Origin of the sequence: Rhodococcus sp. NPDC057297, assembly GCF_042667435.1 — a bacterium.
Classification (GTDB): domain Bacteria; phylum Actinomycetota; class Actinomycetes; order Mycobacteriales; family Mycobacteriaceae; genus Rhodococcoides.
Map to the genome: position 1 here is coordinate 1,088,303 of NZ_JBHUZE010000001.1, position 22,972 is coordinate 1,111,274.

The window sequence follows — 22,972 nt, forward strand, 5'->3', positions numbered from 1 at the left end:
CTCGCCGACGCCTGTGCGTCGGCGAGCTTTTTCGTGCCCGGGCCCCGGCTGCATCGGCACTCGGCCCCGGCTGCGCGGGTTTCAGTGGGTGCGCGTGCTGCAACAGGTGCTTGGGCTGGAACCCACGCGTTCACCCCCGGTTGGTGACCGACTGAGTCGTTCGGTCACTCGGCCTTGCATCACCCGAACGGGCAACCCGACGCCCCGCGGGAGACGAAGTTGGGTCGGATGTCCATGTCGGGTGGGTCGTAGAGCCGGTGGAAGGTCGGGGTGATGCCGGACGACATGGGCGGGTTGATCCACGACCAGTCCGTCGGGCAGGTGCGTCCGGCTCGGGCTTCGCGGTCGACGTGGTCGACGAACTGCTTGGCGACGGTGTGGTGATCCACCATGTAGGCGCCGGTTTCGCGGAAACTGTGGATGACGGCTCGGTTGAGTTCGACGAGCGCGCGGTCCCGCCACAGTGTCCGTTCGGAGCTCATGTCGAGGCGTAGTTTCTTGGCGATGGTGGGGAGCATGTCGTAGCGGTCGGTGTCGCTGAAGTTGCGTGCGCCCACTTCGGTGTTGACGTACCAGCCGTTGAACGGTGCACAGGGGTAGCGGACGCCGCCGATCTCGAGGTCCATGTTGGAGACGGCGGGTACGGCGTGCCATTTGAGCCCGAGGCCCGCGAACCAGCGGTAGTTGGGGTGGACGAGGTCGACCTCGAGGACGAGGTCGCGGGGGACGTCGAACCAGCGGATCGGCTCGTCGGGCGTGGAGATCATCAGTGGCAGTACGTCGAATGCGGTGCCCTCGCCGCGCCATCCGAGCCGCTGTGCCAGGGCGGTGAGTTCGAGGTGCGCGGGGTCGCCGGTGATCGTGCCGTCGTCGGCGCGGTAGCCGGCGTAGCGGATGAGTTGGGGGCTGATGATCCGGTATTCGCGGCCGTCGGGCAGGGGCGGCGGGCCGACGGTGACGATGGATTGCAGTGCGCCGCCGTTGGTCGCGACGCGGAGGTGTTCGAAGCAGGCGTCGGCGATGTCCTGTGCCGTGGTGGCGTGTCGTGCGTCGATCAGCTTGAGAGTCCGCCAGTGTTTGCGTCCGACGCACCGCGCGTGGTTTCGCCACGCCAGTTTGGCGCCGATGAGGATCTCCTCGGCGGATTGAACGTAGGTGCCCGTGGCACGGAGCTCGGCGAGCGCCTGCGTTGCCCGAGCGGCGGGTAGGTGCTGCAGTTCCGGTTGATCGAAGAACTCGCGGCACTCGGCGAGTCGCGCGCTCAGGCCCGGATCCTCGATACGTGGCCCGACTTTCCGATCGTTCGCTGGTTCCTTCACATCCGCCCCGACAGCGACAGTCACGTTTTGCCTACCCCGTTTCGATCGGCACCGCTGAATGATCTTGTTTCGACGCAACCGAATCCTAGGTCCTCGAACTGTCGGTGAAAAGGCCTGTAAATCGATGCGACTCAATCGATTTCGACCTTCGGGTCGGTTATCGGCGAAGACGGCAAGCTATTTCCCGGTTAACGCAGCCAAAGCGGGTCGGACGAATTCGCTCGGTGAGTCATGTCCGAGTCCCTGGGTTAGACTGCCTGGAAATCACGGCGGTCGAGAAACTAGTGCCGACTGCCTTGGCGCACGTCCGGGTAGACGTCGGACGCCGACTTCTACGCGGTGAGGGGGCCTTCGAGAGATGGATGCTCGGGCGATTTCGCTTGTGAGAACCACGTTCAAAGCGGTCGCGGCTGTCGACGGTGGTCCGGAGAAGCTGACGCGCTCGTTCTACGCCATTCTGTTCGCTCGCAATCCCGAGGTGCGGGACTTCTTCCCCGCGTCGATGGAGTCCCAGCGGGACAAGTTGGTGACGGCGATCGCCTATGCCATAGACCAGCTCGAAGATCTCGATCGTCTGCTGCCGTTCCTGGCGCAGCTCGGCCGCGATCACCGCAAGTACGGGATCGTCGATGCGCACTACGCGGCCGTCGGAGATGCACTGATCACGGCCTTGGAGCAGTTCGCCGGCAACGAGATCTGGACCGACGAGGTCGACGCCGCCTGGCGCGAGGTCATCGCGGTGATGGCGGGCACGATGATGGAAGCCGCGGAGGCCGACGACGGACCGCCGGTATGGCAGGGCACCGTCGTCGAACATCTGCGTGTTCTCGACGACGTGTCGATCGTGCGGCTCATGCTCGACGAACCGCTGGATTACAGCGCCGGACAGTACGTCAGCGTGTCGATTCCGAGTCGTCCGCGCATGTGGCGATATCTATCGCCTGCAATTCCCGCGAACGCGGCGGGCGAGATCGAATTCCACATCCGGCGCGTCACCGGCGGGTGGGTCAGTCCGGCACTCGTAGGAAGCACCTCGGTCGGGGACCGATGGACCATCGGCGCGCCCCTCGGCAGCATGACGCGGCACAGCGCGCCCGGTCGTGACCGTCTCCTCATCGCATCGGGCACGGGAATTGCGCCGCTGCGCGCGCAGCTCATGGAGATGGCCACCAAGGCCGACAACCCGTCCGTCCACGTCTTCTACAGCGGCCGCTACCCGTGCGACCTCTACGATCTGCAGACTCTGCAGCAGATCGCGGCGATCAATCCGTGGCTGTCCGTCGTCGGGATCGTCGAGGAAGAGACAGATCCGTGGTGGTACGACGGCCCGCAGTACCGGGACCATCTCGGTGGCTCGTCGCCGATCGTCGGGCAGGTCGGGAAGGTCGTCGCGGAGTTCGGATCATGGGACGGGCGCGACATTCAGATCGTCGGCTCGCCTTCGATGATCAACACCACCAAATTCCGCCTGCAGGGCGCAGGAGTCGACCTCTCCCTCGTCCGCCACGACCCTTGGTGACCGGTCCTTGTTGCAGCCTCGACTGGGTCATTCCGCAGGCTCCACTCCCGCCCCTCGCCGCATAGTCTGGACACATGCAGACGTGGAAAGCCGAGGTGGTGCAGTACCACCGGTTGCGCAACGACCTGGCCGTGGTTCGACTCGAAGGTGAGGCAATACCTTTCGAGGCAGGTCAGTCGCTCGATGTCACCGTTCCGCAGAATGCGCGGCTGAGTCGCCGGTACTCGTCGGCGCTGCCGCCGTCGCTCGACGGAAAGTTGGAATTCCACGTCCGGGCCGTCCCGGCAGGGTGGGTCAGCGGCTCGATCGTCAACGAGACGAGGCCGGGTGACGTGTGGACGCTCCGCGATCCCGCGGGCAGTCTGAAGGTCGACCACTCCGGGCGCGACGTCGTGATGATCGCAGGCGGCACCGGGCTCGCACCGCTGCGTGCGCTTGTTCTGCATCTGTCCCGGCGGGAAACACCGCCGAACGTGACGCTGTACGTCGGTGGGCGTTCACCACGCGACCTCTATGCGGCCGACCTACTGTGGATATTGGCGTCCGAACTGCCGTGGCTTACCGTCGTTCCCGTCGTGGATCAGTTGACGGATCCGTGGGCTCCCGACCGCTGGCACGATGCCATCGGAGCCGAGATTGTCGGTGTCGCAGAGATGTTCGGCCCCGAGCACTGCTGGGAGGGCAGTCTGGCCGATGTCATGAGTGTGCAGCAGCCGTTCCTCGACTCCCAGGTGCTTGTCTGCGGTTCACCGGGGATGGAAGCGGCCACGATCGCGGCGTTGATCGACAACGGGACCCCGGAGAGCGCCATCGTGCGGTGACGCCGGACGTCAGGCGACGTGTGTCGCGGTGTTCGTGCCGACCGGTAACACCCGCGACGGCGCGGGAGAGAACAATTGCCGTACGGAGTACCGTCCCTTGGCCGGGTCGTACGGCCGGTACACGGCGAAGACGAGAATGTGCCACCACCAGTGCAACCGGAGTGCCTTGCGACGCTCGGGAGTCATGACGCCGTGCCGCTCGAACGTCTTGATGCCGCACTCGATGTATTCACCGAATTTCGACGGCGGAGTGAGGGCACGGCGGGGAGATACGTCGACGTTCATGTCGGACAGCTGAGCCAGCTTGACGTCGACGGAGGTCAGGCACAGGGCCAGGTCGAGATCCTCGTGAAGTTCCGCGTCGGTGCTGACCAATGGCTCGACGCGGTGCCACGCGGACTTGCGGATCGCCATGTTGGCGCCGTGCAGGTTGGTGATCAGTCGACCGCCTCCGATCGCGCCCTTTCTGAGGTGACGACCGAACCACCACGCTTTGAGGCCACGGACCGGCGAGTCGTACGGCTGATTCAGCCCGGTGACACCGCCGACGTGCGCTCCGTCCGTGGAGAGGTAGTCGAGAACGGCCCTGGCCCACCCTGGTGTGACGCGGGTGTCGGCGTCGACGCGGCCCAGGACGTCACCGCGGGCAGCGCGAAACCCGGCGTTGCGTGCGTGCGCGACGCCTGCTGCGCGCTCGGGCAGGAGCCTGATCTTGGGGTGGGCGTCGGCGTAGGCCTCGACGACAGCGGCGGTGCGGTCGGTGGAGTTGTTGTCCACGACGATGATCTCGTGGATGTCGTCGCCCTGCGCGACCAATGCGTCGAGGCAGGGGCCGATGTAGGCCTCTTCGTTGTGGGCCGGGATCACGACCGACAAGGTTTCGGCGGGGAGCGTGGGAGTCGACACACTGGGAGATTATCGGTGACGAGGTGTGGAGTCGAATCGAAAAGTATTGTGTATCAAAGTATTCGGGTGAATTCGCTGATACATGGGTGTTTTGTCGAGATCGGGTCCGTTTTGTCCGCCGAGGGCAGTCGACCGGTCGGATCGACGGGATTGGACGGGGTGAAGTCATGCTCGATGACACGCTCATCGGCCAGGCAGCTAGGCTGGGCCGGACGTCGATCCGACAGCATGTGACTACCAGAGGAGATGAGCAGTGGCTTCCGAGATCGCAGTGGGCGACCTGGTTCAGGCGACCGGGCACGCCGGACCGTGGAAGGTGCTGGAAATCCGTCAGGGTCTGGCGCTTCTCGAGCATCATGCCGGTCATCGACTGTCGGTCCGCACGACCACGCTGTCCGTGGTTCGCAAAGCGTCACCCTCGGAGGCTGCGAAGCCCGTCGTGGACGAGCCGGACTCGCCGACCCTCTTCGACTGAAGGTCGGCGAAACAAGAGAGACGCGTCCCCGACGGCCGCGTCCTCGTGGCTTACCCGCTCAGGTCACTGGCGGGAAGTGGGTCGTTCTACAGTCCGCCGAGCAGCAGGTGAAGAGTATCTCCGACGACTGCGATCAGGCCGGCTACGAGTCCCATGTGATTCCTCTTTTCTGTGATTCGCCTTGCGGCGCTGCTCTTTTGAGCTGACAAGAATCTATGGGCGGCGTATTGCCCACGAGTTAACTGCGAGTAATGGCCTCGGCGGATGCGCGAAACATTACCTTTGCTCATCAATATGGCGGATTGAACGAGGGGCGTGATGAATGCGTCATCGGCCACGTGACTTGTACATGCGCCGCTGGAGCTTGGCGAGCTGTTTGGCCTCGGCGAGTCTCTGCTCGTTGGCACGTGCATCGTGTCTCGTTGTGGCCCAGTGATTCTCGCGTTGCAGGCGGTGGTAGTTGGCGATCCGCCGGGGGTCGATACCCTCCTGTACTGCGCAGCCGGGTTCGCTGCGATGGGTGCAATCGCGAAATCTGCATCGCGCCGACGCGTCCTCGATGTCCGAGAAAGTCTGCTGCAGGCCCACTTCCGACGCGACGAGGCCGACGGAGCGAAGTCCGGGAGTGTCGATCACCGTCATTCCGGCGGTGGGAAGCGGAACGAGTTCGCGCCGAACCGTCACGTGACGCCCTTTGCCGTCTGCTTCGCGCACGTCACCAGTGCTCAGGACCTCCTGTCCGACGAGCGTGTTCGCCAGAGTCGACTTCCCCGATCCGGACGGTCCGATCAGTGCGATGGTTCCGGCGAGATGCTCGGTGAGGCAGGGTATTCCGTCCCCGCTACGAGAGCTGATCGCGAGTACGGTCACGCCGGGTGACGACGCCTTCAGGTCGGTGACTCGGCCGGAATCGCCTGCGTCGCACTTGGTGAGTACGACGAGTGGTGTTGCGCCGCTGTCCCATGCGAGGGCGACGTATCGTTCGACGCGGCCGAGATCGAGTTCGGTGTCGGCGGCGACGGTCACGACGACGGTGTCGACGTTGGCGGCGAGGGTCTGAGTGTGGGACGTCGTGCCTGCCGATGCGCGGACGATGGCTGTGCGGCGGGGTAGGACTGTCGTGAGTACGGCCCCGCCCGTCGGCTGGGTGTCGATGCGTACCCAGTCGCCGGTGCACACGTCGAGGTGTCCGATGTGGGCGCGCAGCGTTCCGTGTTCGGTGGCGATGTCGCTGGACCCGCGGTAGACCGCGGTGACGCGCCCGGGTTCTCCGGGTGAGCTGTTCTCGTGGAATCGCTGGTGCCAGTAGGTGTCGAAACCCAAGTGGGACAGTGTGGTCGGTGAGGACACGGGTGAGCCTTTCGAAGGGCCGACCCGGTGCCCGGGTCAGCCGATGATGGGGGAGAAGGAGGCCGTGGGCACGGCCGTACGCCGGATGACCATGGTTTCTCCTCCTCTCGTCTCGCCTCGACTGCTCGGGTGGATGGAAAGTATCAGGGCAGCACTGGGCTACGCCATCGATTAAACGGCGCTCACTGCGAAGACGGGTCGGCCAGCACGCGAGCGACGAACGCGACGGCGAGATCGAGGAGGACGCGTGCCTCCGGTAGGGCGCCCGCCAGCACCGGGAAGGCATGAACCTGGCCCTTCCACACATGCGTCTCGACGGTTCTGCCTGCTGCTGCGAGCGAGGCCGTCATCGCTTCGACGTCGGGCCGCATCAGCTCGTACTGCGCGGTGGACAGGAACACCGGCGGAAAGATCGCCGGGTCGACGTCGATCGGGGACGGTGAACCGGCGATGGCGTCGGGCCCGTTCAGCCACCGATCCTCCAAGGCGATGACCTGCTTCATCGGAAGGTAGGCGTCCTTCTTCATGAACTCTTTCGGATGGCTCTTCAGGTCGAGGTTCAGCAACGGGGAGAACCCGACAACCGCCGCGGGCGGGGTGAGACCGTCGAGGACTGCCAGTTCGGCGACTTTCATCGCCAGGTATCCACCCGCCGAGTCACCGGCGACGATGATCTTGCTGGGATCGGCGACGGTCTCCAGCGCGGCGCGGTAGGACGCCATGGCGTCGGCGATCGATGTCCCGATGCCGCCGTAGGGGATCTGCCGGTACTCGACGGAGTAGACCGGGACCCCTGCACGAGCCGCCAGCGTCGCGCACGCACTTCGGTGGGTGGCGAGACCGCAGAACACGAATCCGCCGCCGTGGAAGTAGAGCACCGACGCGCCGTCGAGCGATCCGGTCGCGGTCTTGGGGTGCGTCGTCTTCTCGCACGGGACGCCGCCCAACCGGACCTGTTCGATGGTCACACGCTTGGGCTTCGGCAACCTGTCGACGGCCCGGTCGAGCTGACCGATGGCCTTGATCCCACCGTCGGTCAGCGGCCACAGCGAGAACGTCGGCTTCAACGTCAGGCGCATCGCGCAGGACAGAACGCGGGCTTGGCGGCTGATGTCGTCGTGCCAGGTGAGCGTATGGGTCATGGATACGCACGCTAGCACCGGTTGGAACGTGTTCTCATCGCTTCAGCCATGAATCGAGGTCAGGCGTGCTCCACCTGCTCGAAGCAAACAGAAACGTGTTCTACTGCGACCGGGTGGGGAGTGTGCCCTCCTGCTGCGGGTTCGACAGAGCGTTGAGGAAGGCCCGCGCCCAGCGGTCGACGTCGTGGGCGAGGACCTGGCGCCGCATCGCCCGCATGTGGCGTCGACCTTCTTCCGCCGGCTGTTCCAGCGCGGAGACGATGGCGTCCTTGACGCTGTCGAGATCGTGCGGGTTGCACAGGTACGCCTGACGCAGTTCGGCTGCGGCACCGGTGAATTCGCTGAGAACCAGGGCGCCACCCAGGTCGCTGCGGCTGGCGACGTACTCCTTGGCGACGAGGTTCATGCCGTCGCGCAGCGGGGTGACGAGCATGACGTCCGCGGCCACGAAGTACGCGATGAGATCGTCGCGGGGGATCGGACGGTGCAGGTAGTGCAGTACCGGGTGGCCGACCTGGCCGTATTCGCCGTTGATACGGCCGACCTGCTGTTCGATTTCACCGCGCATCGCCTTGTAGCTCTCGACGCGTTCACGGCTCGGGGTGGCGAGCTGGATGATGACGTTGTCCACCGGGTCGATGCGATGCTCTTCGAGCAGTTCGCGGAATGCGTTGAGCCGGACGTCGATGCCCTTGGTGTAGTCGAGTCGGTCGACGCCGAGCATGATGCGCTTCGGATTGCCCAGTTCCTTGCGGATCTGCTTCGCGCGATCACGGACGGCCTTCGAGCGGGACTTCTCGTCGAGGTCCCCGGAGTCGATCGAGATCGGGAACGCGCCGACGCGGACGGTGCGGAACCCGACCTGCACCGAACCGAGCCGCGACCGAACGCCGACGGTGCCACGTGAGGTGACCTGGCCGGCGAGGCGTCGGGCGAGGTAGAGGAAGTTCTGGGCGCCGCCCGCGAGGTGGAATCCGATGAGGTCGGCGCCGAGGAGGCCTTCGACGATCTCGGTGCGCCACGGCATCTGCATGAACAGTTCAACCGGTGGGAACGGGATGTGCAGGAAGAAGCCGATCGTGAGGTCCGGCCGAAGCATCCGCAGCATCTTCGGAACGAGCTGGAGTTGGTAGTCCTGAATCCAGACCGTCGCGCCCTGGGCAGCCGCCGCGGACGTGGTCTCGGCGAAGCGGCGATTGATCTCGACGTACGCGTTCCACCAGGAGCGGTCGTACACCGGCTTGACGATGACATCGTGGTAGAGCGGCCACAGGGTGGCGTTCGAGAAGCCCTCGTAGTAGTCGGCCACTTCCTGCTCGGTCAACGCGACCGGGCAGAGTTCGAGCTCGTCCTCGACGAACGGCTCGACGTCGACGTCGGGGACTCCAGGCCATCCGACCCACGCGCCCTTGTTCGCGCGCAGAATCGGTTCGAGAGCCGTGACGAGTCCGCCGGGGCTGCGCTTCCATCGCGTGCTGCCGTCGGGGAGTTTCTCCATATCGACGGGCAGCCTGTTGGCTACGACCACAAAATCCGAGCCCTGCGAGGCGTCAGCCACTACTGTCCAATCTTCTCGAAACGGGGTAGGTCAGTCGACCTTCGCTGTGGGATCGATACCCAACATCGACAAAAGCATGCGGCACTCGTCGGCGTCCGTCGCATAGGCGGCGACGACGCGTTGCGCCTGGCTGGCGGTCTCGTCGGCCAACGGCTCCAGGTCCTCGTCGGCGATGTCGGTGTCGGTGGTGGTCTTGGCGGCCATGGTGTTCTCCATCTTCTGTGGCTGCTCGAGTATGTTGCGCCCCGACTCTATGAGAATGCGGTGCTCTCTCGCCACTTTGCGCCGGCAGCGAGCGTCCCGACGGACCCCCGGAATGAAATAGCATCAGGCAATGCGTTTTTCTCCCGCAGGCTCCACTCCTGGCCCCCTGGGTCGTTCCGCGGGCTCCACTCCTGTCACGGGCAGTGCGATTCTTCGGCGAACCGTCGTACGTCAACGGGCCCGAATGATCATTTCGTCACTGTTCTTCTGCGTGCACCAGTTCTGCGAGACCATGGTGCCCGTCGCGATCGGCTTGATCGTCGGCCGCGCGATCGACACCGGTGACGGTCGGGCGATGATCATCTCACTGTTCGGCCTGGCCGGGTTGTTCGTCGTGCTGTCGTTCGCGTACCGCTTCGGGGCGCGAATCATCGTCGTCGCGATCGAACGCGAGGCGCACATGATGCGCGTCGAAGTCGCCGGTCGGGTACTCGACCCGCGTGGTGTTCGTACCGATCTGGTGTCCGGTGAACTGCTGACGGTGTCCACGTCCGACGCGGAGAAGACGTCCTGGATTCTCGACGTCATCGCGCGGACGGTGGCTGCCATCGCCGCGACGGTCGTGTGCGCGGTGGCATTGCTCGTCGTGGACATTCCGTTGGGAATCGCCGTGCTGGTGGGCACTCCCGTCATCATGTACCTCCTTCAGCGCGCGGCGCCGCTGCTCACGAGGACCGCGACGACGCAGCAAGCCGAGGTCGCTCGTGTCTCCGGGATGGCCACCGATCTGGTCAGTGGGGTTCGGCCGTTGCGCGGCATCGGCGCCGAGAACGCTGCTGCGGCGCGGTTCCACGCGTCGAGCCGGACGGCGCTGGGCGCGACGATGAAGATGGCGAAGGCCAACAGCGTCTACCTCGGATTCTCGACGACGGTCACCGCGCTTCTGTCGGTCGGTATCGCCGGGACCGCCGGGTTCTTCGCTTTGCAGGGCCGAATCTCGGTGGGCGAGTTGATCACCGTCGTCGGGTTGTCGCAATTTCTGATCGAGCCGTTGACGACGATGTCGCGGCTGCCGGGCGTCGCGGCGATGGTGCGTGGTTCCGCGGACCGGCTCGCCCTCGTTCTCGGCGCCGACCACGTACTTCCCGAGGGTGGCTCCGACGCACCGTCGTCGACGAATTTGGGCGTCCACGGCGTCGGATATCGGTCGCTGGACGGCCTGGAGATGTCGGTCGCGCCGGGTGAGCTGCTGGGAGTCGTCGCTCTGCGCGCGCAGGACGGGGAGGCGCTGGCTGCCGTGTTGTCCGGGCAGATCGCGTCCGACGACTACGTCGGCGACGTCACCATCGGCGGCGCCGGTGTCGACACGCTCGGTCTGACGGAGGTTCGTCGCACGGTGCTGGTGGAGCCCCACAACACCGACCTGTTCGCCGGAACGGTGCGGTCCAACATCACCGCCGGAGCCGCACGCGCGAACGACGAGCTGGCGCCGGTGTTGGCGGCCTCGGCTGTCGAGGACGTGGTGGCCCTGCACGAGAACGGACTCGATCACGCCGTGACCGACAGGGGTGCCTCGTTGTCCGGTGGTCAGCGGCAGCGCGTCGCACTGGCCCGCGCACTGTCGGTGTCCGCTCCGGTGCTGGTGCTGCACGACCCGACGACCGCAGTCGACGCAGTCACCGAACACGCCATCGCAGCCGGCATCAAAGATCTGCGGCACGACGGTGACAAGTCCCAGACCACGGTGTTGATCACGACGAGTCCCGCGCTGCTCGCGGTCACCCACCGGGTGATCGTCGTCGACGACGGACGGGTTGTCGCCGAGGGAACCCACCACGAACTCGCCGCCCACGACGACCGCTACAAGGACACGGTGCTGCGATGACTACGACACCCGAACTGCTGCCCATCGCGACGGGCCGACGATCGTGGGCGTTCCTGCGCGGCGAACTGAAGGGGCGACGCGGCCTCGGGGCTGTCACGTTGCTGATCTCCGCTGTCGCAGCGGCGATGTCGCTCGTGCCGGTCTACGTGTTCGGCGTGCTGGTCGACCGGGTCACCGACGGTGCGCCGACGTCGACCATCGTCTCCGTCGTCGCGATCATCACCGTCGCCGCCGTGGTCGGTGGAGTGTTCACCGCGTGGAGTTCGTACCTGATCAGCAAGCTCGGCGAGGGCATCCTGGCGTCGCTGCGTGAACGTGTGCTCGGCCGCGCACTGCACCTTCCCGTCGGAACCCTGGAGCGAGTCGGCAAGGGAGACTTGCTCTCTCGTGTCGGCGACGACGTGGCCGTCATGGCGAAGTCCATCGGCGAAGTGATCCCCAACATCGTGTCCGCTCTGCTGCTGGTGACGCTCAGTGTCGTGGCGATGCTCAGCCTCGACTGGCGACTCGGACTCGCAGGCATGGTTGCCATTCCGATGTACGTGCTCGCGCTGCGCTGGTACCTACCGAGGTCCGCGCCGCTGTACGCCGCCGAACGCGTCGCCATGGGTGAACGGTCGCAGGCCCTGATCTCCAGCATGCAGGGAGCCCGCACCGTTCGGGCCTACGGACTCGAAGAATCGCACCTGGGCGAGATCGACAAGGCGTCGGGCAAGGCGCGGGACATCGGTATCACGGTGCTTCGCCTCTTCACGCGGTTCGGTTCGCGCAGCAATCGCGCCGAATGCGTCGGCCTCTCGGTCATTCTCGCGGCGGGCTTCCTGTTCGTCCAGGACGGCCACGTCACCGTCGGTCAGGTCACCGCCGCGGCGTTGCTGTTCCATCGGCTGTTCAATCCCATCGGCATGTTGATGTTCTCGTTCGACGACGTGCAGTCGGCGGGAGCGTCGCTTGCCCGACTCGTCGGCGTCATGGACATCCCGGATCAGCGGTCACGCGGCACCGGCGTGGTGCCTGCCGACGCCACCCTCGAGGTCATCGGGCTGCGTCACTCGTACGACGGCGGGCACGAGGTGCTGCACGGCATCGACCTCACGGTCCGTGCTGGGGAAACCGTTGCGCTGGTGGGTTCCACGGGCGCAGGCAAGTCGACCATCGCAGCCATCGCGGCCGGGTCCATCGACGCGACGGACGGGCAGGTGCGCATCGGCGGTGCGAGCCTGGACGACCTCGGCGCCGACGGTCTGCGTCGCCACATCGCGATCGTCAGCCAGGAGGTGCACGTCTTCTCCGGCACTCTCGCCGAGGATCTGCTGCTGGCTGCTCCCGATGCCACCCGCGACGAGATCCACGCGGCGCTGACGACCGTCGGGGCGGGCGCGTGGGTCGACGCGCTCGCTGACGGCGTCGACACCCAGGTCGGAGAGGGTGGCCACGAGCTGGCAGCGGCGCAGTCGCAGCAGCTTGCGCTGGCCAGGCTCGTGTTGGCCGATCCTGCCGTCGCAGTCCTGGACGAGGCGACCGCCGAGGCAGGCAGTTCCGGTGCGCGCGATCTCGAGGCCGCGGCGCACGCCGCGACCCGTGGACGAAGCACGCTCGTCGTCGCGCACCGCCTGACGCAAGCCGCTGCCGCCGATCGTGTGGTCGTGCTGGAACACGGACGGATCCTCGAGGAGGGCGGCCACGACGAACTCGTCGCCGCCGGTGGTCGTTACGCAGAACTCTGGGCAGCATGGGAGGGCACCACGCCGGTGAGTGGTAGATAGGCGGTCTTTCGAAAAACGATGCAGCTCAGCGGCCGGCGTCACCAGCTCGCAATGACTCGTCGGGTGGGCCGTTCGTTGCTGTCCGAGAACAGGTGCGGACTTGCTTCCTTGATCCGCTCGACGTCGTCGAACACTGCGCGCAGGTGATCGCGCATCGCGCGTTCCGCGGCGGCGAAATCTGCCTGCTCGACGGCGTCGGCGATGGCGGTGTGCTGGGCGATGAGCTCGGGAATCGGGCGGGTGTCCCGTAGGCCGAGGCGCCGGGCGCGGTCGAGGTGGGCTTTCGCGGACTCGACGGACCGCCATGCTGCCGAGTGCCCACCGGCGGCCAGAAGCGCCTGGTGGAATTTCTCGTCGAGTTCGAAGAAGTCGTCCATGCTCAGGCCTGGTTCGCTCTGCTGAGCCAGGTTGTCACGCAGGGCGGCGATGTCCGCGTCGGATCGTCCGGCGACCGCGTCCTTCAACGACGCGATCTCGATGGCCTCCCGGACGAACTGCGCGTCGGCGACCTTCTCGGTGTCCACCCGAGACACGAACGTGCCGAGTTGAGGAAAGACCTGCACCAGGCCTTCCTCGGCGAGGAGAATCAACGATTCGCGCACGGGAGTGCGGCTCACCGATAGGTGTTCGGCCAGCTCGTTCTCCGACAGGGGGCTGCCCGGAGGCAACTTCAGCGACACGATTCGGTGCCGCAGCTCCTTGTAGGCGGCTTCGCGCGCGGTGACTTTTCGGGTGCTCACCGCGTCAACAGTAATGGCCGGTCGGATACGTGAGCTATGCGCGGCAGGGACAGGAAAGTTGACGCACGTCACTTACGCACTAGTATGGCAGTGCTGGTATTCAAGACTGAGGAACTGCGAGGCACCGATGAACACCCAGGGCCGAGATCGTGCTGCGATCCTGCACGCACGCCGCGATCTGAGAATCGAAGACGTCGACCGCGCCGAGATCGGCCCAGGTCAGGTGCGCGTCGAGATCGCCGGTGTCAGTCTGTGCGGATCCGACCTCCACTACTACGCCGACGGCAAGAACGGCACCAACGTCCTCACCCGACCCACGGTGCTCGGGCACGAAGGCTTCGGCCGCATCGTCGAGGTCGGAGACGGCGTGCCGTCCCATCGCCTCGGTCAGCGCGTCGCGATCGAGCCTGCCGTGCCGGGATCGCACGCCCAGCACGCACTGCGTGGCCGTTACAACGTCGATCCCAGCGTCGTCTGCTTCGGCTCCCCGCCGAACAACGGATTGCTCCGCGGGTCGGTCGTGATGCCCGACGCCTTCGCGCACACACTCCCGGACACCGTCACCGACGACGTCGCGGCACTGATCGAACCGTTGGCCGTGGCCGCGTGGGCGGCAGCCCGAGCCGGATCGGTGCTGGGCAAGACCGTCGTGATCACCGGCGCAGGGCCTATCGGGCTCCTGGTGCTGCAGACCGTGATCGCGCTCGGCGCGCAGCACGTCACGATCACCGACGTCTCGCAGGCGCGCTTGGACGTCGCGGTCCGGCTCGGCGCCGACGTCGCGCTGCGCTCCGGAGAAGCGTCGTTGGACACGGGTTTCGCCGACGTCGCCTTCGACTGTTCCGGCCACCCCGCCGCGATCGCCGACGCCGCCAGATCCCTCGGCCCAGCCGGCGTGCTCGCCCTGGTCGGCGTCCCGAGCCGCGGCGACGCCGAATTCCCGATCGGCCTGGTGCAGCGATGGGAGCTCGACGTCCGGGGTTGCTTCCGCTACGGACCCGACGCGTTCGCCCACGCGATTTCCCTTGCCGCTCAGGGCCGCGTGAACCTGAACGTTCTGGTCACGTCCAGATTCCCGCTCGAAGAGTCGGCCGCTGCGCTCGACGCTGCACTGTCCGACCCCAGTCAACTCAAGATCGTCATCGACACCGCTTCACAGAACTCCGAGGACAACCGATGAAGATCATCGACGCAACCGTCATCGTCACTGCGCCCGGGCGCAACTACGTCACGCTGAAGATCACCACCGACGAGGGCATCGTCGGATGGGGTGACGCCACCCTCAACGGCCGGGAACTCGCCGTGGCGTCGTACCTGCGTGATCATCTGTGCCCCTTGCTGATCGGTCGCGATGCTCAACGCATCGAGGACACCTGGCAATACCTGTACAAGGGTGCGTACTGGCGACGCGGACCGGTGACGATGACGGCCATCGCGGCGGTCGACGTCGCGCTGTGGGACATCAAGGGCAAGGCCGCCGACATGCCGGTCTATCAGCTCCTCGGCGGCGCCGCGCGCGACGGCGTCATGGTCTACGGCCACGCCAGCGGAACCAGCGTCGACGAGATGCTCGACGACGTCGCACGGCATCTCGACGAGGGATACAAGGCCGTCCGTGCGCAGTCGGCGATACCCGGGCTGGACAAGACCTACGGCATCCCCAAGAACGGCTTCTACGAGCCGGCGTCCGACGCTGCGCCGCAGGAGGATTCGTGGGACACCGCGCCGTACCTGAAGTTCGCCCCGGAGATGCTCGGTGCCGTCCGTGAGCGTCACGGCTTCGGGTTCCACCTGCTGCACGACGTCCATCACCGTCTGACGCCCATCGAAGCCGGTCGTCTCGGCCGCGACCTCGAGGACATGCGGATGTTCTGGATCGAGGATCCGACGCCTGCCGAGGATCAGAGCGCGTTCGCGACGATCCGTCAGCACACCACCACTCCGATCGCCGTCGGCGAGATCTTCAATTCCATCTGGGACTGCCAGGACCTCATCACCAACCGGTGGATCGACTACATCCGCACCTCGGTGTCGCATGCAGGCGGAATCACGCACCTGCGTCGCATCTTCTCGCTCGCCGATCTGTACGGCGTCAAGTCCGGTTCGCATGGCGCAGGCGATCTTTCACCGGTGTCGCTCGCCGCGGCCCTGCACGTGGACCTGTCCATCCCGAACTTCGGCGTCCAGGAGTACATGGGCCACGTCGACCCGACGTCCGACGTCTTCCAGACCGACTACACGTTCGAGAACGGCTTCATGCATCCGGGCAACAAGCCGGGCATCGGCGTCGACGTCGACGAGGCTGCCGCCGCGAAGTACCCGTACAACCCCCGCTATCTTCCCGTCAACCGCCGCCTCGACGGCAGCATGCACGATTGGTGAGACGAACAATGAACAGCAACACAGCTTTCGACGTCGTCCTCCTCGGCGAGCCACTCGTCGAGATATCGACGACGCAGCCGTTCGCGCACGGTACGTCCAGTGTTCTCGGCGTCTCCGGCGACGTGGTGAACGCAGGCGCCGCAGCGGCAGCCGCAGGCGCGTCCGTCGCCCTGGTCGCCCGGGTATCCAATGACGAACTGGGCGACGCGGTGTGTGCACGGATCCGGTCCCTCGGCATCGACGACACCTTCGTCAGTCGTGTCGATGGTCAGCAGGGCGCGTATTTCCTGCACATCGATCCGTTGGGGCAGCGTCAATTCTCCTACGCGCGCACCGGTTCGGTGGGGTCGGGGCTCGACGTCTCCGACGTACCGGCCGACGTCCTCGCCGCGGCAGGGGCGGTGCTGGGAAGCGGAATCACGGCGGCACTGTCCGATTCCGCACGTCGCGCACTGGCGTTCGCCGCGAAGAACGCGTCGACGTTCGTCTACGACCCCAACTTCCGGCCCCGGCTCACCACAGCCGCCGAGTCCGTGAACTTCCTCCGCGAGATCGCGCCGTACTGCTCCGTCGTCGTGCCGTCGGCGCCCGGTGAGATCGACGACCTTCTGGGCATCACCGACCCGCAGGCCGCGGCCGCCAGGTTGATGGAGTGGGGCGCGAACGCTGTTGCCGTGACGCAAGGATCCGAGGGCATCACCGTGGTGACCGGCGACGACGTCCGCTTTCAGCCGTCCGTTCCGGCACCGGCCGTCGTAGATCAGACCGGGGCAGGTGACGTGTTCGCCGGCACCCTGACAGCGCGGATAGCTTTGGGAGACAGCCTGCTCGACGCCACGGCGCTCGCTGCGAGTGCGGCGTCGCTCAGTGTCGGAGGGCGAGGCGGAACCGGCCTGATCGCGTCACTCGACGAGGTCCGCGCGCACCGCGATCGGCTCGCCGTATGAGCAGGCTCTCGTCGGCGACGGCTCCCGACGTCCCGAGGCCGGTGACGCGTGGAATCGTCCATCTCGGGCTCGGTGCGTTCCACCGTGCCCATCAGGCTGCGTTCACCCATGAGGCAGCTTTGCTCACCGGCGATTCGTCGTGGGGCATCACCGGGGTGACGCAGCGAAGTGCTGCCGTCGCCGAGCAGCTGCGCCCTCAGGACGGGCTGTTCACGCTGGTGGAGAAGGGGCCGGGTATCGACCGCGCTTCCGTCGTCGGGTCGATCACCGAGGTGATCAGCGCCGTTCACGACGCGGATGCCGTCGTCGACGCCATTGCCGACCCGCGCGTGCGGATCGTCTCCCTGACGGTGACGGAGAAGGGGTATCGGCTCGACCCGGCCACCGGACGGCTCCGATCCGGCGACCCGGAGATCGTGGCCGACCTGACCGGCCGTTCTCCCGCGACTGTAGTGGGTCAGCTGGTCGCCGGGCTTGCCCTGCGAGCGAAGATCGATGCTGCCGTGACGGTGCTGAGCTGCGACAACCTACCGCACAACGGGGTTCTTCTCGCAGGGATCGTCCGTGATTACGTTGCGCAGAGGGATGATTCGACTGCGCTGCAGGGCTGGATCGACTCCGCTGTCGCATTCCCGAACTCGATGGTGGACCGCATCGTTCCAGCCACGACCGACGAAGACAGGCGTCGGCTCGAGGACGAGACGGGCCTACGCGACGATGCCGTCGTCGTGTGCGAGCCGTTCCGGCAGTGGGTGATCGAGGACAGCTTCGCCGCCGAGCGGCCCGCGTGGGATCTCGTCGGAGTGCAGTTCGTGACCGACGTCGAGCCGTGGGAGACGATGAAGCTCCGCGTGCTCAACGCGTCGCACTCGCTCCTCGCGTACCTCGGGGTGCGGTCGGGCCACTCGACCATCGCCGACGCCGTGGCGGACCCAGTCCTGAAATCGTTGGCGCACAGGATGATCGTGACCGACGTCGCTCCGACGTTGCATCCGGACATGAACCCGGACGCGTACGCGAACGAGGTGCTCATGCGCTTCGCCAACCCGACGTTGCCGCACACCACCCGTCAGGTCGCGATGGACGGCTCCCAGAAACTCGGTCCGAGGCTGCTGGGCACCGTGCGCGACGCCCAGGAACGTGGATCGTCGACGACCTGGCTCGCGGTGGCGGTGGCGTCCTGGGTCGCGTACGTGATCGACGAGGTACGCGCCGGACGCGCCCTCGACGACCCGATGGCGGACGTGCTGTCCCGGGCCGCCTCACAGGACGACGCGATAGCAGCGCTACTGAGCGTCGAGCAGATCTTCGGTGCCGACCTCGGTCCGGAATCCCCGTTCGGTCGCCGGGTCGCGGCAGCCGCCGAACTCCTCGTCGGCTCTGCCGCAGTCACCACCGAATTCGTAGCGAACATCGAAAGAGAACTGTCATGAACACACGTGAGGTCATGGGCATCAGCCCGGTCATTCCCGTCGTCGTCGTCGACGATGCGTCCGACGCAGTTCCGTTGGCGCGTGCCCTGCACGAGGGTGGCGTCGACGTGATCGAGTTGACGTTGCGCTCCGAGGCGGCGCTCGCTGCGATCGAAGCGATCGCCACCGAGGTGCCCGAGATCGTCATCGGCGCCGGGACGGTGCTCACGCGTCGCGATGCGGAGAAATCGATCGACGCCGGGGCGCGGTTCCTGGTGTCACCGGGCGCTCCGACGGACCTCCTCGACGCTGCGCACGGGTGGTCGATCCCGTGGCTGCCGGGGGTGTCCACGGCAACCGAGGCGATGAACGTCTCGAACGCGGGTCACACCGAACTGAAGTTCTTCCCGGCGTCGACCTCCGGGGGCGCAGCCGCTCTCGGTGCCCTCTCCGGACCGCTTCCGCATCTGACGTTCTGCCCGACGGGCGGAATCTCGACGGGCAACGCCACCGATTACCTCCGGTTGCCGAACGTCGCGTGTGTCGGCGGAAGTTGGTTGACGCCTCGAAACCTTCTGCAGGCCAAGGAGTGGGCTGCAGTGAGCGAATTGGCGCGTGCGGCAGCAGGTCTGCGCAGCTCGGTCTGACAGCACTGTTGACTCATTGGTATAACAGTGCTTGTATATCAGTGTGGCACGGGCCACTCACCATCTCTTGCAGGTCGTAGGTCTCAGTAGGGGCGTAGGTGCAACGGATTCCGTTGACACCGCGATGGACGACCGGACAGCCTTGAACAAACGGAGCACAAGATGTCTCACGACACGAACGAAGCGCCGAGCCCAGCCGTGGCCGACGAGAAGCCGAAGCGGTCGACCCGCGACCTGACCAAGGCCGCGGTGTCCGGTTGGCTGGGAACAGCAATGGAGTTCATGGACTTCCAGCTGTACTCGCTGGCCGCGGCCATCGTCTTCAACCGGGTCTTCTTCCCCGACGTCAGCCCGGCGATCGGCCTGATCGCAGCCATGGCCACCTACGGCGTCGGCTACGTCGCCCGCCTCGTCGGTGCCATCTACTTCGGCCGGATGGGCGACCGAATCGGTCGTAAGAAGGTCCTCTTCATCACGATTGCGATGATGGGAGCGTCCACGACGCTGATCGGTGCGCTGCCGACGTACCAGACCATCGGCATCCTCGCGCCGATCCTGCTCGTCGCGCTACGCCTGATCCAGGGATTCGGCGCCGGAGCGGAGATCGCAGGCGCCACGGTCATGCTCGTGGAGTACGCGCCGGACAAGCGTCGCGGTCTCATCGGTTCGTTGGTCTCGCTGGGCACCAACTCGGGAACGCTTGCAGCGTCGGGAATCTGGGCGATCCTGCTCGTCGTCCTGACCGACGACCAACTGGTCAGCTGGGGCTGGCGTATCCCGTTCCTCGCGAGCTTCTTCCTGATGCTCTTCGCAGTGTGGTTGCGCTCCAACCTCAAGGAAAGCCCGGTGTTCGAGGAACGCGCCGACGTGGTCGACGGTGTCGCCCTCTCGCGTGCGGAGATCGAGCAGGTCGACGCGGAAACCAAGGAAAGCGTTCTCGAGTCCGGACTGCGTCAGCGCAAGGGCCGTGCGTTCTTCGTCGCCCTCGGGCTTCGCTTCGGGCAGGCCGGCAACTCGGGTCTGATCCAGACGTTCCTGGTGGGCTACATCGCGTCGACTCTGCTGTTGGAGAAGTCCATCGCCACCACGGCAATCGTTTACGGTTCGCTGCTCGGATTCATCACCATTCCGGTCATCGGCATCCTGGGTGACAAGTTCGGTCGCCGCCCGATGTACATGATTCTCAGCGCCGCGACGATGGTGTTGGCGTTCCCGTTGATCTACCTGGTGACCAGCGGTAACAACGCAACCCTGATCATCTCGGTCGTTCTCGCACTCAACATCGGTGTGCTCGGCCTGTTCTCGCTCGAGAGCGTCACGATGGCCGAACTGTTCGGTGCCAGAACGCGATTCACCCAGCTGGCCCTCGCCAAGGAGATCGGCGGCATCCTGGCCACGGCCATCGGCCCGCTGATGGCGGCAACGCTGACGGCAGTGACCGGAAGCTGGTGGCCGATCGCCGCAATGCTGGTGGTCTACTCGGCAATCACTCTGGTGTCCGCGTACCTCGCGCCCGAAACCCGCGGACGCGACCTGGTCCGGCTCGACGACGCCATCTAGCGCCGGCCCGAGCGGCCGTCGATCGGCACAACAGAGGACCCCGAGCGCGCGGCAGATGTCCGCCATGCGCACGGGGTCCTCTGGACGTGAGAACGTCGAGCCGGCCGAGCGAGCGATTTATCGAGCCCGGGTGATCAGTCCGATTCCTTCTCCGCGAGGAACAGCTTCTCGATCCGCGCTGCCTCTTCCTTCTTGTCCTCGGCCTCTTCCTGACGCTCCGCCGCGTCGGCGAGCTCGGACTCCGCAGGCGCTGACGCTGCCTTCTCGACCTTGTCGATCTGGTCCTTCTGCTTGCGCTCCGCATCCTCGGCGGCCTTCACCCGCGCCGCCGCTGCGTCGTCGGCCTGCTTCTTGCGGGCCGCAGCCTTTCGGTCGGCCTCTTCTTCGGCCTCGGCCTTGCGCTGCTCGGCTTCTGCCCGTGCGTTCTCGGCCGCCTCGCGTGCGGATTTCGCCGCGGCGTCACGTTCCTGCTCGGCAGTTCGACGAGCCGTTTCGAGCTTGGTCTTCGCCTCGGTCTCCGCGGCGTCGGCCTGCGCATCGAGCTTCTTCGCGAGACCAATGTGGTCCGCGTGGTCGACCTTGTCCTGCCCTCGCGATCGAACGTCGGCATCGCCGAGGATCTTTCCGACCTTGTGATCGAGGGTCCCCACGGCCCGTTCGTACGCGAGCCGTGCAGGGGCTTCGGTGGACCACGTCTGCACGACGTTGCTCTCGAACAGGTCGAGCGGGATGCGAACTATCCGATACTGGAAGCGCAGTATCGAGCGCGGTATGTCGAGCACACTCATTGTCGGTTCTCCTGATGCTTGGTGTCGGCTGGTCTACGCATTGCGTCGAATGCGATCGGCGGCGTCTCGGGCTGCGTCTGCGGCGGCGGCTTCCTGCCGGTACTTGGCGACGGCTTCCAACTCGTCCTGGTCGGCGTCCGCAACCTCCGACCGGGCGTCGGCTGCGGCTTCGATCTGCTCGGCCCGAGCGTCGACCTCCGCGTCGGCGCTTTCCGCGGCCACCGCGCGGTCCTTGTCCTTCTCCGCAGCGATTCTCTGAGCCTGCTGAGCGCGACGAGCCTCGTCCTCGGACTCCTGAGCACTGGCCTCGACGGAATCGCGCTGGGCGTCCGCACTGTTCTTGACCTCGGCCAGACCCTCGCCGGCCTCGGCTGCCTGTGATTCCGCGGCCAGTTCCGTGGCCTTGGCTTCCTTCTTCTCACGGGCCTGCGCGGCCTGGAGCTGCCCCTCGGTGGTCAGCGAGTCATTGCCCGTCACGGCGCCGGCGACCTCCTTGGCCTTGCCTTTGACGGCGTCGAGCAGGCCTTTTCGTGCCTCGTGCGATGCACTGTCGTCGGTCATGGTGCCTCCTGTGCAGTCGTGTCGATAGGGCGGGAGAGAACTACCCGAACGCCACTGCTGGAAACCCGTCGTTCGACGCATGTCCACGGTCGGCCGTAAACTCTGCGCGAGCACAAGGCAACAGACGAGGAGTTTCATGCCCACCGCGACGGTGAACGGGATAACGCTGAACTACCAGGTCAAGGGTTCCGGGCCGCTGGTCGTGCTGATCATGGGCACCGGCAGCCCCGGTCGTGTGTGGGATCTGCATCAGGTTCCGGCGCTGGTCAAGGCGGGATACCGGGTGTGCTTCTTCGACAACCGCGGCATCGCGCCCTCGTTCGAGTCCGTGCAGGGCATCACCATCGACGACCTGGTCGCGGACACCGCCGCGCTGATCGAGCTGGTGTGCGAGGGCGACGAGAAGGCGTTCGTCGTCGGTACGTCCATGGGTGCTCGGGTCGCCCAAGAGCTTGCTCTCCGACGTCCGGAGCTCCTCCGCAAGGCTGTGTTCCTCGCCGGCCATGCTCGCCTCGACGAGTTCCAGCGCACTCTGGGCGAGGGTGAGGTCGCGTTGGCCGACGCCAAGACTCAGCTGCCACCCAAGTACGCCGCAGCCATCACGGCCGCGCTGAACCTTTCTCCGACCACGCTGGCGGATTCGAGGACGGCTCGGGACTGGCTGGATCTGCTGGAATTCTCCGTCGCACCCGTCACGCCGGGGGTCCGCGCGCAGATCGGCATGGACGATTCTTTCGACCGCACCTCGGCGTACGGCAAGATCGATCTGCCCTGCCTGGCGGTCGGGTTCGAGCACGACCGGATGATTCCCGCGTTCCTCGGAGCCGAGCTCGCGAAAGCCATTCCCGACGCGCAGTACATCGAGATCCCCGACGTCGGTCACTACGGCTACCTGGAGCGTCCCGACGCCGTCAACGACGTCATTCTCGAGTTCTTGAAGAGCTGACTGCCCGCTGCGCTAGTGTGCGTTGCTAGGGTCAGGGGGCACTT

Annotated in this window: 22 protein-coding genes; 13 read left to right on the plus strand and 9 right to left on the minus strand. The window is 66.0% G+C overall.

Annotated elements, in window-relative coordinates:
• Nucleotides 1–179: 179 nt before the first annotated feature.
• Nucleotides 180–1,319, minus strand: coding sequence for a nitric oxide synthase oxygenase (locus ACFULT_RS05030; RefSeq protein ID WP_371828828.1), 1,140 nt, complete (start codon nucleotides 1,317–1,319; stop codon nucleotides 180–182).
• A 358-nt stretch (nucleotides 1,320–1,677) separates the two neighbouring features.
• On the opposite strand from ACFULT_RS05030, the gene ACFULT_RS05035 reads away from it, so the two are divergent.
• A complete protein-coding gene (locus tag ACFULT_RS05035; RefSeq protein ID WP_378480822.1) occupies nucleotides 1,678–2,838 on the plus strand; it encodes a globin domain-containing protein in 1,161 nt (386 codons plus the stop codon).
• A 74-nt stretch (nucleotides 2,839–2,912) separates the two neighbouring features.
• Complete coding sequence (locus ACFULT_RS05040; protein WP_378480823.1) at nucleotides 2,913–3,659, plus strand: FAD-binding oxidoreductase; 747 nt, start codon at nucleotides 2,913–2,915, stop codon at nucleotides 3,657–3,659.
• Between the two features lie 9 nt (nucleotides 3,660–3,668).
• Here ACFULT_RS05040 and ACFULT_RS05045 read toward each other — a convergent pair whose 3' ends face one another.
• Complete coding sequence (locus tag ACFULT_RS05045; protein ID WP_378480824.1) at nucleotides 3,669–4,565, minus strand: glycosyltransferase family 2 protein; 897 nt, start codon at nucleotides 4,563–4,565, stop codon at nucleotides 3,669–3,671.
• Nucleotides 4,566–4,818: 253 nt separating this feature from the next.
• On the opposite strand from ACFULT_RS05045, the gene ACFULT_RS05050 reads away from it, so the two are divergent.
• Nucleotides 4,819–5,040 carry a hypothetical protein gene (locus tag ACFULT_RS05050; protein WP_019663814.1) on the plus strand — a complete coding sequence of 74 codons (222 nt, stop codon included), beginning with the start codon at nucleotides 4,819–4,821 and terminating at the stop codon, nucleotides 5,038–5,040.
• Between the two features lie 327 nt (nucleotides 5,041–5,367).
• On the opposite strand, the gene rsgA is transcribed toward ACFULT_RS05050, so the two are convergent.
• Complete coding sequence (rsgA, locus tag ACFULT_RS05055; protein WP_378480825.1) at nucleotides 5,368–6,363, minus strand: ribosome small subunit-dependent GTPase A; 996 nt, start codon at nucleotides 6,361–6,363, stop codon at nucleotides 5,368–5,370.
• Between rsgA and ACFULT_RS05060 the strand changes: the two genes are divergently transcribed.
• On the plus strand, nucleotides 6,350–6,565 hold the full coding sequence (locus ACFULT_RS05060; protein ID WP_170945170.1) for a hypothetical protein: 216 nt from the start codon (nucleotides 6,350–6,352) through the stop codon (nucleotides 6,563–6,565). The genes rsgA and ACFULT_RS05060 overlap by 14 nt on opposite strands.
• 7 nt (nucleotides 6,566–6,572) lie before the next feature.
• Here ACFULT_RS05060 and ACFULT_RS05065 read toward each other — a convergent pair whose 3' ends face one another.
• From ACFULT_RS05065 to ACFULT_RS05075, 3 genes are all read right to left on the minus strand, one after another.
• Nucleotides 6,573–7,532: an alpha/beta hydrolase gene (locus ACFULT_RS05065; protein ID WP_378480826.1), complete on the minus strand. Its 960-nt coding sequence runs from the start codon at nucleotides 7,530–7,532 to the stop codon at nucleotides 6,573–6,575.
• 100 nt (nucleotides 7,533–7,632) lie between these two features.
• Nucleotides 7,633–9,090 carry a trehalose-6-phosphate synthase gene (locus ACFULT_RS05070; RefSeq protein WP_094654143.1) on the minus strand — a complete coding sequence of 486 codons (1,458 nt, stop codon included), beginning with the start codon at nucleotides 9,088–9,090 and terminating at the stop codon, nucleotides 7,633–7,635.
• Between the two features lie 30 nt (nucleotides 9,091–9,120).
• Nucleotides 9,121–9,294 (minus strand): hypothetical protein, encoded by a 174-nt coding sequence (locus tag ACFULT_RS05075; protein ID WP_167336916.1) that lies wholly within the window; start codon nucleotides 9,292–9,294, stop codon nucleotides 9,121–9,123.
• A gap of 244 nt (nucleotides 9,295–9,538) precedes the next feature.
• On the opposite strand from ACFULT_RS05075, the gene ACFULT_RS05080 reads away from it, so the two are divergent.
• Together ACFULT_RS05080 and ACFULT_RS05085 are read left to right on the plus strand one after the other, a co-directional pair.
• Complete coding sequence (locus tag ACFULT_RS05080) at nucleotides 9,539–11,179, plus strand: ABC transporter ATP-binding protein (protein ID WP_378480913.1); 1,641 nt, start codon at nucleotides 9,539–9,541, stop codon at nucleotides 11,177–11,179.
• Nucleotides 11,176–12,945 (plus strand): ABC transporter ATP-binding protein, encoded by a 1,770-nt coding sequence (locus tag ACFULT_RS05085; protein WP_378480827.1) that lies wholly within the window; start codon nucleotides 11,176–11,178, stop codon nucleotides 12,943–12,945. The genes ACFULT_RS05080 and ACFULT_RS05085 overlap by 4 nt, the downstream gene beginning before the upstream one ends.
• Nucleotides 12,946–12,983: 38 nt before the next feature.
• Here the strand turns inward: ACFULT_RS05085 and ACFULT_RS05090 are convergent, their stop codons facing one another.
• On the minus strand, nucleotides 12,984–13,685 hold the full coding sequence (locus tag ACFULT_RS05090) for a GntR family transcriptional regulator (RefSeq protein WP_037107088.1): 702 nt from the start codon (nucleotides 13,683–13,685) through the stop codon (nucleotides 12,984–12,986).
• A gap of 127 nt (nucleotides 13,686–13,812) precedes the next feature.
• On the opposite strand from ACFULT_RS05090, the gene ACFULT_RS05095 reads away from it, so the two are divergent.
• From ACFULT_RS05095 to ACFULT_RS05120, 6 genes are all read left to right on the plus strand, one after another.
• Nucleotides 13,813–14,865 carry a zinc-binding dehydrogenase gene (locus ACFULT_RS05095; protein WP_378480828.1) on the plus strand — a complete coding sequence of 351 codons (1,053 nt, stop codon included), beginning with the start codon at nucleotides 13,813–13,815 and terminating at the stop codon, nucleotides 14,863–14,865.
• Nucleotides 14,862–16,067 carry a D-mannonate dehydratase ManD gene (gene manD, locus ACFULT_RS05100; protein WP_019663802.1) on the plus strand — a complete coding sequence of 402 codons (1,206 nt, stop codon included), beginning with the start codon at nucleotides 14,862–14,864 and terminating at the stop codon, nucleotides 16,065–16,067. Before ACFULT_RS05095 ends, manD begins: the two co-directional genes overlap by 4 nt.
• A gap of 8 nt (nucleotides 16,068–16,075) precedes the next feature.
• The gene (locus tag ACFULT_RS05105; RefSeq protein WP_378480829.1) at nucleotides 16,076–17,014 is read left to right on the plus strand and encodes a PfkB family carbohydrate kinase; all 939 of its coding nucleotides are present in this window, start codon (nucleotides 16,076–16,078) and stop codon (nucleotides 17,012–17,014) included.
• Complete coding sequence (locus tag ACFULT_RS05110) at nucleotides 17,011–18,447, plus strand: mannitol dehydrogenase family protein (RefSeq protein ID WP_378480830.1); 1,437 nt, start codon at nucleotides 17,011–17,013, stop codon at nucleotides 18,445–18,447. Before ACFULT_RS05105 ends, ACFULT_RS05110 begins: the two co-directional genes overlap by 4 nt.
• Nucleotides 18,444–19,073, plus strand: a complete 630-nt coding sequence (eda, locus tag ACFULT_RS05115; protein WP_378480831.1) for a bifunctional 4-hydroxy-2-oxoglutarate aldolase/2-dehydro-3-deoxy-phosphogluconate aldolase — start codon at nucleotides 18,444–18,446, stop codon at nucleotides 19,071–19,073. Before ACFULT_RS05110 ends, eda begins: the two co-directional genes overlap by 4 nt.
• Nucleotides 19,074–19,235: 162 nt before the next feature.
• On the plus strand, nucleotides 19,236–20,633 hold the full coding sequence (locus tag ACFULT_RS05120; protein ID WP_037107076.1) for an MFS transporter: 1,398 nt from the start codon (nucleotides 19,236–19,238) through the stop codon (nucleotides 20,631–20,633).
• 134 nt (nucleotides 20,634–20,767) lie between these two features.
• Here the strand turns inward: ACFULT_RS05120 and ACFULT_RS05125 are convergent, their stop codons facing one another.
• Both ACFULT_RS05125 and ACFULT_RS05130 read right to left on the minus strand, forming a co-directional pair.
• Nucleotides 20,768–21,421, minus strand: a complete 654-nt coding sequence (locus ACFULT_RS05125; protein WP_378480832.1) for a hypothetical protein — start codon at nucleotides 21,419–21,421, stop codon at nucleotides 20,768–20,770.
• A 33-nt stretch (nucleotides 21,422–21,454) separates the two neighbouring features.
• Entirely contained in the window at nucleotides 21,455–21,982 is a 528-nt protein-coding gene (locus ACFULT_RS05130; RefSeq protein ID WP_037107071.1) for a hypothetical protein, read from the minus strand.
• Nucleotides 21,983–22,118: 136 nt separating this feature from the next.
• Here ACFULT_RS05130 and ACFULT_RS05135 point away from each other — a divergent pair, with 136 nt between their 5' ends.
• Complete coding sequence (locus ACFULT_RS05135; RefSeq protein WP_378480833.1) at nucleotides 22,119–22,928, plus strand: alpha/beta fold hydrolase; 810 nt, start codon at nucleotides 22,119–22,121, stop codon at nucleotides 22,926–22,928.
• The last annotated feature ends 44 nt before the right edge of the window (nucleotides 22,929–22,972 follow it).

Excerpts from the sequence above, each read along its gene's own strand:
- ACFULT_RS05035 (WP_378480822.1), top strand. The coding sequence starts at position 1,678 with ATGGATGCTCGGGCGATTTCGCTTGTGAGAACCACGTTCAAAGCGGTC.
- ACFULT_RS05040 (WP_378480823.1), top strand. The coding sequence starts at position 2,913 with ATGCAGACGTGGAAAGCCGAGGTGGTGCAGTACCACCGGTTGCGCAAC.
- ACFULT_RS05065 (WP_378480826.1), bottom strand. The coding sequence starts at position 7,532 with ATGACCCATACGCTCACCTGGCACGACGACATCAGCCGCCAAGCCCGC.
- ACFULT_RS05075 (WP_167336916.1), bottom strand. The coding sequence starts at position 9,294 with ATGGCCGCCAAGACCACCACCGACACCGACATCGCCGACGAGGACCTG.
- ACFULT_RS05080 (WP_378480913.1), top strand. The coding sequence starts at position 9,539 with ATGATCATTTCGTCACTGTTCTTCTGCGTGCACCAGTTCTGCGAGACC.
- ACFULT_RS05085 (WP_378480827.1), top strand. The coding sequence starts at position 11,176 with ATGACTACGACACCCGAACTGCTGCCCATCGCGACGGGCCGACGATCG.
- ACFULT_RS05095 (WP_378480828.1), top strand. The coding sequence starts at position 13,813 with ATGAACACCCAGGGCCGAGATCGTGCTGCGATCCTGCACGCACGCCGC.
- manD (WP_019663802.1), top strand. The coding sequence starts at position 14,862 with ATGAAGATCATCGACGCAACCGTCATCGTCACTGCGCCCGGGCGCAAC.
- ACFULT_RS05105 (WP_378480829.1), top strand. The coding sequence starts at position 16,076 with ATGAACAGCAACACAGCTTTCGACGTCGTCCTCCTCGGCGAGCCACTC.
- ACFULT_RS05110 (WP_378480830.1), top strand. The coding sequence starts at position 17,011 with ATGAGCAGGCTCTCGTCGGCGACGGCTCCCGACGTCCCGAGGCCGGTG.
- eda (WP_378480831.1), top strand. The coding sequence starts at position 18,444 with ATGAACACACGTGAGGTCATGGGCATCAGCCCGGTCATTCCCGTCGTC.
- ACFULT_RS05120 (WP_037107076.1), top strand. The coding sequence starts at position 19,236 with ATGTCTCACGACACGAACGAAGCGCCGAGCCCAGCCGTGGCCGACGAG.
- ACFULT_RS05125 (WP_378480832.1), bottom strand. The coding sequence starts at position 21,421 with ATGAGTGTGCTCGACATACCGCGCTCGATACTGCGCTTCCAGTATCGG.
- ACFULT_RS05130 (WP_037107071.1), bottom strand. The coding sequence starts at position 21,982 with ATGACCGACGACAGTGCATCGCACGAGGCACGAAAAGGCCTGCTCGAC.
- ACFULT_RS05135 (WP_378480833.1), top strand. The coding sequence starts at position 22,119 with ATGCCCACCGCGACGGTGAACGGGATAACGCTGAACTACCAGGTCAAG.